Here is a 13,175-nt window from a genome sequence, read left to right as displayed (position 1 = left end):
TTGCGCCGAACAGCCCATTTACCGGGCTTTTCCGATGCAAGATGGTGGGATGGATGGAATGATCGAGATTGTCCATTGTTCCGGGACAGAATCTTTCAAATCGCTGACAGAAGAGTTCAGCATCGCGACATCGCCATCCGCGTAGAGATGCGGCATGAAGGGAACAGATGGTTCCCGCACGAGGAATCGGAACGATGCTGAGGAAATGGATGCTGGCCGGCCTGATGGGTGCGACGCTGCTGGGCGGCGTGGCACCGGCCTATGCCCAGCGGAACGACAATGGCGGCGGCCCGCGCGGCGAGCGTGGCGCAGGCAATCCCGGAAACCGGGGCGGCGACATGCGCGGCGCGCAAGGCAGCACCCGCTGGCAGGGTGGCGGTGATCGCGGCAATGCTGGCGGACGTCCGCAAATGGCAGCGCCCGCACAGCGCTGGCAGGGTGGCCCCGAGCGGGTAAGCCGGCCGGACCAGCGGCCCGATCAACGCGCCGATCGCCCCAATGGCAATTGGCAACGTCCCGGCAATCCGAACCCCGGCATGCAGCCGGTCGCCCGCCCCGACCGCCCGGACGGGCGCGGTGATGGACGCCGGCCCGACGCCCGGCCAGACGCGCGCGCCGATTGGAACCGGCAGGTCTGGGACCGCGATCGCAACGGTCGTGATTGGAACAACCGCAATCGCGATGGTCGCCCCGATGATCGGCGCTGGAGCGACAATGATCGGCGCGGCGATCGCCCCGGCTATCCCGGCAACTGGAACAATGGTGGCCGCCGCTATGACGATCGCACCCGTTGGGCCGACCAGCGCCGCTGGGACAATGGCTGGCGCCAGGACCGGCGCTATGACTGGTATGGCTATCGCAGCCGCTATGGCGACCGCTATCGCATGGGCCGCTATTATGCGCCGTCGGGCTGGAATTATGGCTATCGCAGCTTCTCGATCGGTGTGTTCCTGTCGGGTCCGCTCTACGGCAGCAATTACTGGCTGAACGATCCCTATTATTACCGCCTGCCGCCGGCCTACGGCACGATGCGCTGGATCCGCTATTATGACGACGCGCTGCTGGTCGATATCCGCGATGGCTATGTCGTCGACGTGATCCGCAACTTCTTCTGGTGACAGCCTCCTGAACTGGCCTTCAGGACACTGGGCCCGGTGCGACACCGCACCGGGCCCTTTTTCATTGCGCAGCGCCGACGGGAAATGGCAGGGAGGCGGCATGAACGAGATAGTGGATGATGGCGGCACCGCGTCGCCGGCCCGCGCCGCGATCGGCGATCGGGTGCGCGAGAAACTGAACCGCAACCCGCTGGTCAGCCGCATCGACAGCCCCCATCTGGAAATCTACGGGCGGCAGGATTTCCTGGGCGCGGAAGAATGCGCGGTGATGCGCGCGATCATCGACGCCGGCGCCCAGCCGTCCACCCTGTTCACCGGGCGGGAAAATGCCGATTATCGCACCAGCCACAGCTGCAATCTCGACCGGGAAGACCCGCTGGTCCATGCGATCAGCGCCCGCATCTGTGCGATGACCGGGCTGGAGCCAGACCATGGCGAGACATTGCAGGGGCAGCGTTACACCCTGGGCCAGGAATATAAGGTCCATTGCGACTATTTCCCGGTCAATGCCAGCTATTGGCCCGAGATGCGCAAGACCGGTGGCCAGCGTAACTGGACGGCGATGATCTATCTGTCGCCGGTCGAGAGCGGGGGCGAGACCCATTTTCCGCGCTGCGAATTCATGGTGCCGCCGATCGAGGGGATGATCCTCATCTGGAATAACCTGAAGCCCGACGGCGCGCCCAACCCCTATAGCCTGCACGCCGCCCGGCCGGTCACGCAGGGCACCAAATATGTCGTGACCAAATGGTTTCGCGAACGCCCCTGGGTTCGCTGACCCGAAACGTCGCGCGCCATTACATTTTGCGACATAAATGACTGGTTCCTGACAGCGCCGTTCCCGGACGGTTCAGCGAATCCACTCCATATTCAACATGTTGGTAAGGGAACCTGCCCCGCTTGAAGCGGTTGGAAGCGTCCCCGAGCCTCCAGATTGATGGGAGTAGAAATATGCGCAAGATCATCATCCTTGGCCTTCTTGCGGCCACCGTCGTCCCCAGCGTCGCTTCCGCCCAGTCCTATGGCGAAGCCCGCCGCAGCGAGCAGCGGCTGCGCGAAGACCAGCGCGACCTGCGCGCGGCCCAGCGCTATGGCGATCGCCGCGATGTCCGCGAAGCCCGTCGCGATGTTCGCGACTCCCGCCAGGAAGCGCGGGAAGACTGGCAGGATTATCGCCGCAGCCACCGCGACGTCTATCGCGCCGGCAACTGGAATGCACCCTTCCGCTATTCGCGCTGGAATGCCGGCGCCCAGCTTCGCCCCGCCTATTATAGCTCGCGCTATTATATCGCCGATCCCTATCGCTATCGCCTGCCCCGTCCGGCCGTCAATCAGCGTTGGGTCCGCCACTATAATGACGTGCTGCTGGTGAATGTGCGCACCGGCCGGGTCATAACCGTCCATCGCGGCTTCTTCTGGTAAGCCGGACGACGAAACAGAAAAAGCCCCGGACAGCGATGTCCGGGGCCTTTCTTTACCCCCTTGGCCGCGCCCCCCGTTTCCGGGCGGGCGCGGCCGATGCCGTGCCAGGCACGCCATCAGTCCGAAAGGGGGGTGGACCGTTCGCGAAACGCCCCTCGCGCGCGATGGTTCCCCCGCTTCTTTCCGATCAGGCGGCGAGCGCCTGCGCAATCAGCTTGCGGCTGTTGTCGATGCCATAGAGCGCGATGAAGCTGCCCATGCGGGGGCCCTGATCGGCACCCAGCAGCGTCTGGTAGAGCGCCTTGAACCAGTCGCGCAGTTCGGCGAAGCCAAAGGCTTCATCCTTGCCGATGGCATAGACGATATTCTGGATATCCTCCGCGCTGGCATCGGCCGGCAGCGCCGCCAGTTCTTCGTCCAGCTGGCGCAGTGCGGCGGCTTCGTTCGCATGCGGTGCCCGGCGCTGGAGCGTCGGCGCGACGAAATCGCGATGATAGGCCAGTGCATGACCGATCAGCGCGTCCAGTTCCGGATAGGTTTCCGCGCTGGCGCCTGGGACATAATTTTGGAGATAGCTCCACACCTGTTCGCGGCTGGCATCGCCCATCACACCGACCAGATTGAGCAGCAGGCCGAAGGTCACCGGCAGTTCGCCCTGCGGCAGCTTGCCATCATGGATATGATGGACCGGATTGCCCAGCTGCTGCTCGATCGCCTGCTTGGGATAATTGCCGCGAAACTGCCAATATTCGTCGACCGCGCGCGGGATCACGCCCATGTGCAGTTGCTTGGCCTTCTTGGGCTCGCGATAGGCGTAGAAGGCCAGGCTTTCCTGCGGGCCATAGGTCAGCCACTGCTCGAGGCTGAGGCCATTGCCCTTGGACTTGGAGATCTTCTCGCCCTTTTCGTCGAGGAACATCTCGTAGTTGAAGCCCTCGGGCGGACGACCGCCGAGCGCGCGACAGATCTTCGACGACTGGGTGACCGAATCGATCAGATCCTTGCCCGCCATTTCATAGTCGACGCCCAGCGCATACCAGCGCATCGCCCAGTCGACCTTCCATTGCAGCTTGGCGCCGCCGCCCAGGATCGACTGTTCGATCGTCTCGCCCCCAGGAACGGAAGTGTCCACGAAGCGGACGATGCCGGCTTCGGCATCGACCACCTCGACCGGCACCTGCAGCACGATGCCGCTCTTCGGGCTGATCGGCAGCACCGGCGAATAGGTCGCCTGCCGTTCCTTGCGCAGGGTCGGCAGCATGATGTCCATGATCGCCTGATAGCGGCGCAGCACCTGGCGCAGCGCTTCGTCGAAGGCGCCGGCCTGATATTGCTCGGTCGCGGACACGAATTCATAGTCGAAACCGAAGCTGTCGAGAAATTCGCGCAGCATCGCATTATTGTGATGCGCGAAGCTTTCATATTTCTCGAACGGATCAGGCACCTGCGTCAGCGGCTTGCCCAGATAGTCGGCCAGCATCGCCTGGTTCGGCACATTGTCCGGCACCTTGCGGAAGCCGTCCAGATCGTCGCTGAACGCCACCAGCCGGGTCGGGATGTCCGACAGCGCATGGAAGGCATTGCGGACCATGGTGGTGCGCAGCACTTCGTTGAAGGTGCCGATATGCGGCAGGCCCGACGGGCCATAGCCGGTCTCGAACAGGATATGGCCTTTCTCCGGCGCGCCATTGGGGTAACGCTTGAGAAGCTTGCGCGCCTCCTCATAGGGCCAGGCCTTGGACGCGTTCGCGGCGGTGCGGAGAATGTCGGATATGGTCATGATGCCAAAGCCCCTACCGCCGCAAAGGCCGAAAGGGAACGGCTTTTGGAGGCAAAAACGCGTTAAACCGGGCTTCATATTTAGATTTTGTTCACCCTGTTCCTCCATGGTCTGGTCATATGGAGGCTCCCATGCAGACACCCCGCAGCCGCGAACGGATTCCCGTCGACATCGCGATCACCATCACGACCGTGCTCGACAGCCTGGAAGGGACGATCGTCGATCTGAGCGCGGGGGGCGCGCAGGTCGTCGGCTGTTCGCTGCCGACCGGAAGCCAATGTCAGCTGGATATTGATGGCTATAGCGTGTTCGGTACGGTGCGCTGGTCGGAAGAGGACCGGATGGGCATCCGTTTTCCCTATATCCTGACCGAAGGACCGTTGTTCGAGCAGCTGGAAATGGCGCGCCTGGCTCGCCGCGCGCCGGTGGCGTTCCAGCCCCGACCGGCGGCCCCCGCCTTCGTCTATTCCGGCCCCATGGGTTTTGGCCGCCGGACCAGTTGATCGGCGCATTTCGGTTTCCCTTTTGTTCGCCTTGCCCTAAGCCGGGCGGGTGATCGATCCTGTTGCCCTGCCCGCCCTCCATGCCAGCCATGGCGGCATCTGGCTGCGCGAAGGCAGCCGCACCATGGGCGTCGCCAAGGGGCAGGCCATTGCCCGCACCGCCGAGACGCCGACGCTGCTGCTCAATGCACCGCTGACCGGCCAGCGGCTGGGCTATCCCGATCTCAACGGCCTCGACCTGCTGGAACTCTGGGCCTTCGTCCATCCCGCGCGCTTCCTCGTGCCCACGCCCAAGGGGCTGGCCGAGGCGCTGGACCTGCCGCAACCAGCACAGGAAGGCGATATCCCGGCCCTGCTGCAGATGGCGGCGCGCGCCCTGCTCGACCGGCTCGATTCCCCGGAATGGCAAGAAAGAGAAGGCGGCTGGACCGCGGCGCAGGCGCTGCACCGGCTGCGCTGGCCCTGGTCGCCGCTGGTCGCGCCGCGCATCAGCCGCCCGGCGGAAGCGGAACGCTGGCTCTTTTCCAAGCTGCCCGAATGGGAGGAGGCTGCGCCCCGCCCTGCCCCGCGCACCGTCGCGATGGAGGAGGATGAAGTGCTGGCGCGGCTCGACAGCCTGACCGGACCGGGCGCCGAACCCCGCCCCGGCCAGCGCGCCTATGCCACCGCCGCGATGGAGGCCTTTCGCCCGCGCACGCATCGCGACCAGCCCAACATGCTGCTGGCGGAAGCCGGCACAGGCATCGGCAAGACGCTGGGCTATCTCGCCCCCGCCTCGCTCTGGGCCGCACAGGCGCAGGGCACGGTGTGGATATCCACCTATACCAAGGCGCTGCAACGCCAGCTCGACCGGGAGTCGCTGCGCCTCTTCCCCGATCCGGCGACCGCTGCGCGACGCGTGGTGGTGCGCAAGGGGCGGGAAAATTATCTCTGCCTGCTCAATCTGGAAGATGCGTTGCAGGGCGGCTTTGCCGGCCGCGCCGCCATATTGGCGCAACTGGTCGCGCGCTGGGCCGCCTTTTCCAAGGATGGCGACATGGTGGGCGGCGACCTGCCCGGCTGGCTGCCCATCCTGTTCCGCCGCAACGGCTCCACCGCGCTGACCGACCGGCGCGGCGAGTGCATCTATGCCGGTTGCCCCCATTATCGGAAATGCTTCATCGAACGGTCGGCGCGGGCATCGGCCGAGGCGGACATCGTCATCGCCAACCATGCGCTGGTGATGATCAATGCCGCGCGCGGCCGCGAGACCGGGCAACGCCCGCAGCGCATCGTCTTCGACGAGGGCCATCACCTGTTCGACGCCGCCGATTCGACCTTCTCGGTCGCGCTGTCGGGGCAGGAGGCGATCGAACTGCGGCGCTGGGTGATGGGACCGGAAGGCGGATCGCGCGGCCGCCGCCGGGGCCTGGCCGCGCGCCTGTCCGACCTTGCCAGCTATGATGAGAAAGGGGGCGAGGCGATCCGTACCGCGGTCGAAGCTGCGCGCGCTTTGCCCGCCGACGACTGGCTGAAACGGATCGTCGCGGGTGAGCCTTTCGGCCCGCTGGAGGAACTGCTCGCCACGGTGCGCGGCACCGTCTTCGCGCGCGCCGCCGACAGTGGCGAGGCGGATGCCGGCTATGGGCTGGAAACCGAACTGGCCGAACCCGATGGCCCGCTGGTCGAGGCGGCGCAGGAAGCGGCTATCGCGCTCGATGCACTGCTGAAACCACTCGTCCGCCTGTCCAAGCGGCTGGAAGCGGTGCTGGAGGATGCGCCGGACTGGCTCGACGGCGCAGCGCGGGCACGGATCGAAGGAGCGATCGGATCGCTGGGCTGGCGCCGCGACCTGATCAGCGCCTGGCTGGCGCTGCTGGCGCGGATCGGCGGCCCGGCCGACCCCGATTTCGTCGACTGGATGACGGTCGACCGGGTCGAGGGGCGCGAATATGATATCGGGTTGCACCGCCATTGGCTCGACCCGACCCGGCCGCTGGCCGAGGCGGTGCTGCAACCTGCACAGGGGGTGATCGTCACCTCCGCCACGCTGAAGGGCGGCGGCGACTGGTCCAATGCCGAGGCGCGCAGCGGCGTCACCCACCTGCCCCACAGCGCCGAGCGGTTCGAGGCGGCCAGCCCGTTCGACTATCCCGATCGGGCCGAGGTGCTGATCGTCACCGATATCAAGCGCGGCGACATCGCCGCCATGTCGGGCGCCTATGCCCGGCTGATCGAGGCATCGAGCGGCGGCACGCTGGGCCTGTTCACCGCGATCCGGCGGCTTAGGGCCGTACATGCGCGCATCGCCGACCGGCTCGCCCGCGCCGGCCTGCCGCTCTATGCCCAGCATGTCGATCCGATGGATACCGGCACATTGGTCGATATCTTCCGCGACGATCCGCGTGCATCGCTGCTGGGGACCGATGCGTTGCGCGATGGCGTCGACGTGCCCGGCCATTCGCTGCGGCTGGTGGTGATGGAGGGCGTGCCCTGGTCCAAGCCGACCGTGCTGCATGCCGCCCGGCGCCTGGCGGGCGGCGGCAGCGCCTATGACGACCGGCTGATCCGGGCGCGTCTGGCGCAGGCGTTCGGCCGGCTGATCCGCCGCGCCGAGGACAAGGGCAGTTTCGTGATCCTGTCCGCCGCCATGCCGAGCCGGCTGCTGAGCGCCTTCCCGCCCGGCACGCCGATCCGCCGGCTGACGCTGGACGAGGCGATCATCGCCGTCAGCGCAAAGATGCAGGCGCGGGACATGCAGGACGCTGGTCTTGGCGACCGAACAACGTTAGGGCATCAGGGAAGCGAACCCGGCATGCGGTGACCCGACAGGGCACGGCGCCTTTGTTTTCTGCGTTTTTGCGAGTCGGCAGGAGATATTCCGCCGCGACAAGGCGCGAGGAGCTGGAGCGAGAATGAAGCGGTTGACCCTGTTGCGCCATGCCAAGTCCGATTGGGACGATCCGGTCGCGCGGGATTTTGATCGGCCGCTCAACCGCCGGGGAGAAAAGGCCGCGCTGCTGATGGGCCAATTCGCCGCGCGCAAGGATATGCGGTTCGACCTGCTGGTCGCATCCCCCGCTGCCCGCGTCGTCCAGACGCTCGACACCTTCTTCACCGGCTATGGCGAAACGCTGGACGCCCGCTGGGACCGGCGCATCTATCTGGCCTCCGCCCCGACCCTGATCGACGTGCTGCGCGATTTGCCGGACGAGGCGGACAGCGTGCTGATGGCGGGACATAATCCCGGTTTCGAGGAACTGATCCTGAGCCTGGTCCCCGATGATGGCGCCAATCCGCTGCGCGAGGATGTGGAAATCAAATTTCCGACCGCCAGCATCGCGGTGATGGATCTCGCCATCGACCAGTGGGACGCGACGACGGACAAGTGCGGCACATTGCTGAGCTTCACCCGTCCTCGCGACCTGGACCCGGCGCTGGGTCCGGGATCGCGCTGAGCTTGACCACGCCGATTCACTGGCGGCCGGCTGTCGCCTCCGATGCCGCCGCATTGGCGATATTGGGCGGCGCCACTTTCCTCGCAAGCTTTGCCCATGACCATCCCGGCGAGGCGCTGGTCGCCCATATCCGCAAGGCGCATGGCGAGAATTATTATCGTGCAGCCCTCGCCGATCCGGCCCAGACGATCCTGATCGGCGAGACGCCGCTAGGCGCGCCGGTCGGCTATGCGCTGATCACCCCGCCTGACCTGCCGGTACCGACCGACGACCGGGCGGATGTCGAACTCAAGCGCATCTATCTGCTGAGCGGGTGGCAGGGTGGCGGCAATGGCGACGCGCTGATGGCGCTGGTGCTGGCGGAGGCCCGGCGACGCGGCGCACGCCGACTGCTGCTGGCCGTCTATCCACAGAATGATCGGGCGCGGCGTTTCTATGCCCGGCATGATTTTGTCGAGATCGGCGAACTGACCTTCATGGTCGGGGACGTGCCGTTCCGCGACCTTGTCTATGCCCGGACGCTCTGATCGCGATCAGCGACCCAAGGCGCGCGCCAGATCGGCCCGGATGGCTTCGAGCCGCGCGATCAGGTCCGGCTCCGGCGTCGCGGCGGGCAGCGGATCGACCGCTATGTCGTCCGTGCCATCAGCCAGCGCCTTCTGCGCGCCCTTGACCGTAAAGCCCTCGACATTGAGCAACTGGTTGATGCGCCGCGCCAGCGCCACATCGGCAGGACGATAGTAGCGCCGGTTGCCCGATCGCTGGAGCGGACGCAATTGCGGAAAGCGGGTTTCCCAATAGCGCAAAATATGTTGGGCAAGACCCAGCTCTGTCGCCAGTTCGCTGATGGTCAGAAATGCACCCTCGGCCTTTTCCATGGGCGCAATGTTGCACCCATAGTCCCGTAAAGGTCAACTACGGTAAACAGGCGACAATATTACAAAAGCTGACCGAATTGCCTCAGGTCGAGGCAACCCGGTCCCGCATCGTCTGGCTCGCGCGGAATGTGAGTACCCGGCGCGGCTCGATCGGCACCTCGATCCCGGTCTTCGGGTTGCGGCCCATGCGCTCATTCTTGTCGCGCAGGACGAAGGTACCGAAACTCGAAATTTTCACATTTTCGCCGCGCTCCAGCGCAGTCGACATATGTTCCAGGATCGATTCGACCAGTGCCGCCGCTTCCGCGCGGGACAAGCCAATGTGACGATTGACGCTCTCCGCCAGATCAGCGCGGGTCAGTGTGCCAGTGCCGGTCATCGCAAATCCCCAATGTGCCCCCCTGCATCATCTGCCAAGGCAAATGAATGCGACACAAATGTGATGCATGTTGGGTGATTCGGCAAGCAGGTCAGATACGTAGGGGCGATCGTTTCGCCGCCGTATCAGACCCGCAGGACGCAGGCGCCCCAGGTGAAGCCGCCACCCATCGCTTCCAGCACGATCAGGTCGCCGGCCTTGATCCGGCCATCGCGGGTCGCCACGTCCAGTGCCAGCGGCACCGAGGCGGCCGAGGTGTTGGCATGCTGGTCGACGGTGACGACGACCTTGTCCGGGGACAGTTTGAGCTTGCGCGCGGTCGCGTCGAGAATCCGGGCATTGGCCTGGTGCGGCACCAGCCAGTCGATGTCGGCGGGCGTCATCTCCGCCATCGCCATCACTTCCTTCAGAACCGTGGCGAGATTCACCACCGCATGGCGGAAGACTTCCTGCCCTTTCATGCGGACCTTGCCCACCGTCTGGGTGGTCGAGGGACCGCCATCGACATAGAGAAGCTGGTTGTGGCGACCGTCGGCATGCAGCTTGGCGGCGAGGATGCCACGCTGGCCGTCCGCGCTTTCCTCTGCGCCGAGCACGACGGCGCCGGCGCCATCGCCGAACAGCACGCAGGTGGCGCGATCTTCCCAATCGAGAATGCGGCTGAAGGTTTCCGCGCCGATCACCAGCGCGCGCTGCGCCGCGCCCGAGCGGATCATCGAATCGGCGACCGTCATCGCATAGAGGAAGCCCGAGCAGACGGCGGCGACGTCGAAGGCGACGCAGTCATCGATGCCGAGCGCGGCCTGCACCAGGGTGGCGCTGGCGGGGAAGGTCTGGTCCGGAGTCGCGGTCGCCAGGATGATGAGGTCGATATCCTGCGCGGCAAGGCCGGCGGCCTCCAGCGCGCGCTTGGCGGCGTCGGTCGCCAGCGTGGTCGTGGTCTCCCCCTCGCCGGAGATATAGCGGGTGCGGATGCCGGTCCGTTCGACGATCCATTCGTCGCTGGTGTCGACGGTCTGCGCCAGTTCCGCATTGGTGACGACGCGTGCGGGCAGGGCCGAGCCCGTGCCCAGGAGAACGGATCGACGCATCACTTGACGGGCAGCTCCAATTTGGACGCGACGGCGGACAGATCCTGCACCCCGGCCATGTCGGCGGCGATGCGTCGCGTGATATCCTCTTCCAGCAGGCGGGCGGCGACATGCACCGCATTGGCCACGCCCTTGGCGTCAGCGCTACCATGGCTTTTCACCACGACCCCGTTGAGGCCGAGGAAGACGGCGCCATTATGGTTGTTGGGGTCGAGATGATGCTTGAGCAGGTGCATCGCCGGCTTCGAGATCAGGAAGCCGATCTTGGACCGCAGCGAGCTGGAGAAGGCGCGGCGCAGCAGGTCGGCGACGAAGCGGGCAGTGCCCTCGGCCGTCTTGAGCGCGACATTGCCCGAAAAGCCGTCGCACACGATCACGTCGGTTTCGCCGCGGCCGATCTTGTCGCCTTCGGTAAAGCCGTCGAACGAGAATGGCAGGGTGTCGGCCGCACGCAGCACGGCGGCGGCATCACGGATTTCGTCCGTGCCCTTGAGCTCTTCGGTGCCGATGTTGAGCAGGCGGACGCGCGGCCGCTCCAGATCGAGGGCGATGCGGGCATAGGCCGCACCCATCACCGCGAACTGGACGAGATTGCGCGCATCGCACTCGGTATTGGCACCAAGGTCGAGCATGACGACATCATTGTCGCCAAGGGTGGGCAGCATCGCTGCCAGCGCAGGCCGATCGACGCCGGGCATGGTACGCAGCGCCAGCTTCGCCATCGCCATGAGCGCACCGGTATTGCCGGCCGAAACCGCCGCACCGGCATCACCCGACTTCACGGCGTTGATCGCCATGCTCATCGAGCTGCTCTTCTTGCGAATCGCGACGCTGGGCTTGTCCGTGCCCTCGACGATCGTGTCGGAATGCACGACTTCCGACGCCGCCCGCAAATTGGGGTGGTTGTCGAGAGCCGCCTTGATCCGGGTCTCGTCGCCGAAAAGGGTGAAGCGGAGTCCTTCGTGCCGGCGACGGGCAAGCGCAACGCCTGCCATCATCACCCGCACGCCTTCATCCCCGCCCATCGCGTCAATTGCGATTCGCGGTTGGCTGGACACTGAGATCACCCCTTTGCGGAGATCGAAAAAGTCTTACGCCCCGACGGCGATGACTTCGCGGCCGTTATAATGGCCGCACGCGTCGCACAGATTGTGGGGACGCTTCAGTTCACCGCAGTTCGAGCATTCCTGGAATGCTTCGACGCGCAGCGAATCGTGGCTGCGACGCATGCCACGCTTGGACGGGGAAGTTTTCCTTTTGGGGACAGCCATGTCGGCACCTGTTTCCGTAATTAAATCTGGTTATGCGACTGGCCGGTTTCCAAATGAGACGCCGACGGCACGGGTGCCGCAGACCATGCGGCCCGGGTGATCGCGAAGCCCTGCGCCTATAGCCGTTTTTGAAGATGGTGCAAGTCCTTCCTTGCCCGCCGGCCCGCCGCGCCTATGGTGGCGGCCCGTCGAATAGGGGGATGCCCATGTTGTTGCCGATCACGCTTACACTGGCTGCGGCCTGTGCGCTCATCAATTTCTGGCTGGCGGTGCGCTGCGCGCGAATCCGCGTGGGCGCGAAGCTTTTGCACGGCGACTCGGGGAACATGCTGCTGGCCCGGCGGATGCGGGCGCACGCCAATTTCATCGAATATACGCCGATCGTGCTGATTCTCTTCGGCCTGATCGAAATGGCGATCGGCGCGCCGCTATGGCTGTGGATCGGGGCGATGATCTATGCGCTGGCCCGAATCGCCCATGGCTTTGGCATGGACGCCGACAAGCCGACGGTCTGGCGCGCGGGCGGCGCGCTGCTCACCTGGATCGTGATGCTCGGCCTGGCGGTTGCGGCGCTCTATGTCGCCTATGGCGCGACTCGCGCCGTGCCTGCCCCGCCGGCGATGGCGCGCGTTTAACCGAGAACGGAGTCGGCCACATAGGGATTGGTGCGCCGTTCATAGGCGAAATTGCTCATCTCGCCATGGCCGGGGACGAAGGCGGTCTGGCCGCCGAGCGGCCAGAGCTTGCCGGTGATCGCGTCGATCAAGTCCTGATGGTTGCCGCGCGGGAAATCGGTGCGGCCGATCGAGCCCTTGAACAGCACGTCGCCCACGATCGCGAGCTGGCTCGGCGCATGGTGGAAGACGACATGGCCCGGCGTGTGGCCGGGGCAATGATAGACGTCGAAGGTCAGATGGCCGACCGTCACCTGGTCGCCGTCGACCAGCCAGCGATTCGGCTCGAAACTCTCGCCCGGAATGCCCCAGCGTTCGCCATCCTGCGGCAGGCGGTCGATCCAGAAGCGATCCTCCTCATGCGGCCCCTCGATCGGGACATCGAGGTCGCGGGCCAGTACGCCGGCCTGGCCGCAATGGTCGATATGGCCATGGGTGACGAGAATCTTCTCGATCGTGACGCCATGCTGTTCCGCCGCCTTCTTCAACACCGGCAGGTCGCCGCCCGGATCGACAAAGGCGCCGCGCATCGTTTCCGTACACCAGAAGAGGGTGCAGTTCTGCTGCAGCGGGGTGACGGGGATCAGGGCGGCTTTGAGCGGCGGCGTGGTCATGCTGCCGA

Annotated in this window: 15 protein-coding genes; 8 read left to right on the top strand and 7 right to left on the bottom strand. The window is 65.4% G+C overall.

What is annotated here, in order from left to right:
- The first annotated feature begins 194 nt into the window (after positions 1–194).
- From ACI6S0_RS22115 to ACI6S0_RS22105, 3 genes are all read left to right on the top strand, one after another.
- Positions 195–1,118: an RcnB family protein gene (locus ACI6S0_RS22115; protein WP_434404356.1), complete on the top strand. Its 924-nt coding sequence runs from the start codon at positions 195–197 to the stop codon at positions 1,116–1,118.
- Between the two features lie 100 nt (positions 1,119–1,218).
- Positions 1,219–1,896 carry a prolyl hydroxylase family protein gene (locus ACI6S0_RS22110; protein ID WP_434404355.1) on the top strand — a complete coding sequence of 226 codons (678 nt, stop codon included), beginning with the start codon at positions 1,219–1,221 and terminating at the stop codon, positions 1,894–1,896.
- A 173-nt stretch (positions 1,897–2,069) separates the two neighbouring features.
- Positions 2,070–2,540, top strand: coding sequence for an RcnB family protein (locus ACI6S0_RS22105; RefSeq protein ID WP_434404354.1), 471 nt, complete (start codon positions 2,070–2,072; stop codon positions 2,538–2,540).
- 187 nt (positions 2,541–2,727) lie between these two features.
- On the opposite strand, the gene ACI6S0_RS22100 is transcribed toward ACI6S0_RS22105, so the two are convergent.
- Positions 2,728–4,320, bottom strand: coding sequence for a lysine--tRNA ligase (locus ACI6S0_RS22100; protein WP_434404352.1), 1,593 nt, complete (start codon positions 4,318–4,320; stop codon positions 2,728–2,730).
- Positions 4,321–4,451: 131 nt separating this feature from the next.
- On the opposite strand from ACI6S0_RS22100, the gene ACI6S0_RS22095 reads away from it, so the two are divergent.
- From ACI6S0_RS22095 to ACI6S0_RS22080, 4 genes are all read left to right on the top strand, one after another.
- A complete protein-coding gene (locus ACI6S0_RS22095; protein ID WP_010336853.1) occupies positions 4,452–4,823 on the top strand; it encodes a PilZ domain-containing protein in 372 nt (123 codons plus the stop codon).
- A gap of 49 nt (positions 4,824–4,872) precedes the next feature.
- Complete coding sequence (locus ACI6S0_RS22090) at positions 4,873–7,626, top strand: ATP-dependent DNA helicase (RefSeq protein WP_434404351.1); 2,754 nt, start codon at positions 4,873–4,875, stop codon at positions 7,624–7,626.
- 91 nt (positions 7,627–7,717) lie between these two features.
- Positions 7,718–8,260 carry a SixA phosphatase family protein gene (locus ACI6S0_RS22085; protein WP_017499105.1) on the top strand — a complete coding sequence of 181 codons (543 nt, stop codon included), beginning with the start codon at positions 7,718–7,720 and terminating at the stop codon, positions 8,258–8,260.
- A 2-nt stretch (positions 8,261–8,262) separates the two neighbouring features.
- Positions 8,263–8,787: a GNAT family N-acetyltransferase gene (locus ACI6S0_RS22080; RefSeq protein WP_069335714.1), complete on the top strand. Its 525-nt coding sequence runs from the start codon at positions 8,263–8,265 to the stop codon at positions 8,785–8,787.
- A gap of 6 nt (positions 8,788–8,793) precedes the next feature.
- Here the strand turns inward: ACI6S0_RS22080 and ACI6S0_RS22075 are convergent, their stop codons facing one another.
- From ACI6S0_RS22075 to rpmF, 5 genes are all read right to left on the bottom strand, one after another.
- Entirely contained in the window at positions 8,794–9,138 is a 345-nt protein-coding gene (locus tag ACI6S0_RS22075; RefSeq protein ID WP_010336848.1) for a MerR family transcriptional regulator, read from the bottom strand.
- Between the two features lie 82 nt (positions 9,139–9,220).
- Positions 9,221–9,517 (bottom strand): integration host factor subunit alpha, encoded by a 297-nt coding sequence (ihfA, locus tag ACI6S0_RS22070; protein ID WP_004209953.1) that lies wholly within the window; start codon positions 9,515–9,517, stop codon positions 9,221–9,223.
- Positions 9,518–9,642: 125 nt separating this feature from the next.
- A complete protein-coding gene (locus ACI6S0_RS22065; protein ID WP_434404350.1) occupies positions 9,643–10,611 on the bottom strand; it encodes a beta-ketoacyl-ACP synthase III in 969 nt (322 codons plus the stop codon).
- Positions 10,608–11,633, bottom strand: a complete 1,026-nt coding sequence (gene plsX, locus ACI6S0_RS22060; RefSeq protein ID WP_010336845.1) for a phosphate acyltransferase PlsX — start codon at positions 11,631–11,633, stop codon at positions 10,608–10,610. Before plsX ends, ACI6S0_RS22065 begins: the two co-directional genes overlap by 4 nt.
- A gap of 66 nt (positions 11,634–11,699) precedes the next feature.
- Entirely contained in the window at positions 11,700–11,879 is a 180-nt protein-coding gene (gene rpmF, locus ACI6S0_RS22055) for a 50S ribosomal protein L32 (protein WP_004209950.1), read from the bottom strand.
- 206 nt (positions 11,880–12,085) lie between these two features.
- On the opposite strand from rpmF, the gene ACI6S0_RS22050 reads away from it, so the two are divergent.
- On the top strand, positions 12,086–12,514 hold the full coding sequence (locus tag ACI6S0_RS22050) for an MAPEG family protein (RefSeq protein WP_026108754.1): 429 nt from the start codon (positions 12,086–12,088) through the stop codon (positions 12,512–12,514).
- Here ACI6S0_RS22050 and ACI6S0_RS22045 read toward each other — a convergent pair.
- The gene (locus ACI6S0_RS22045) at positions 12,511–13,167 is read right to left on the bottom strand and encodes an MBL fold metallo-hydrolase (RefSeq protein ID WP_434404349.1); all 657 of its coding nucleotides are present in this window, start codon (positions 13,165–13,167) and stop codon (positions 12,511–12,513) included. The genes ACI6S0_RS22050 and ACI6S0_RS22045 overlap by 4 nt on opposite strands.
- Positions 13,168–13,175: the final 8 nt, after the last annotated feature.

The organism is Sphingobium sp. DN12, assembly GCF_051058005.1.
Taxonomy (GTDB): Bacteria; Pseudomonadota; Alphaproteobacteria; order Sphingomonadales; family Sphingomonadaceae; genus Sphingobium; species Sphingobium yanoikuyae.
This window is presented reverse-complemented; position numbering and strand designations above follow the sequence as displayed.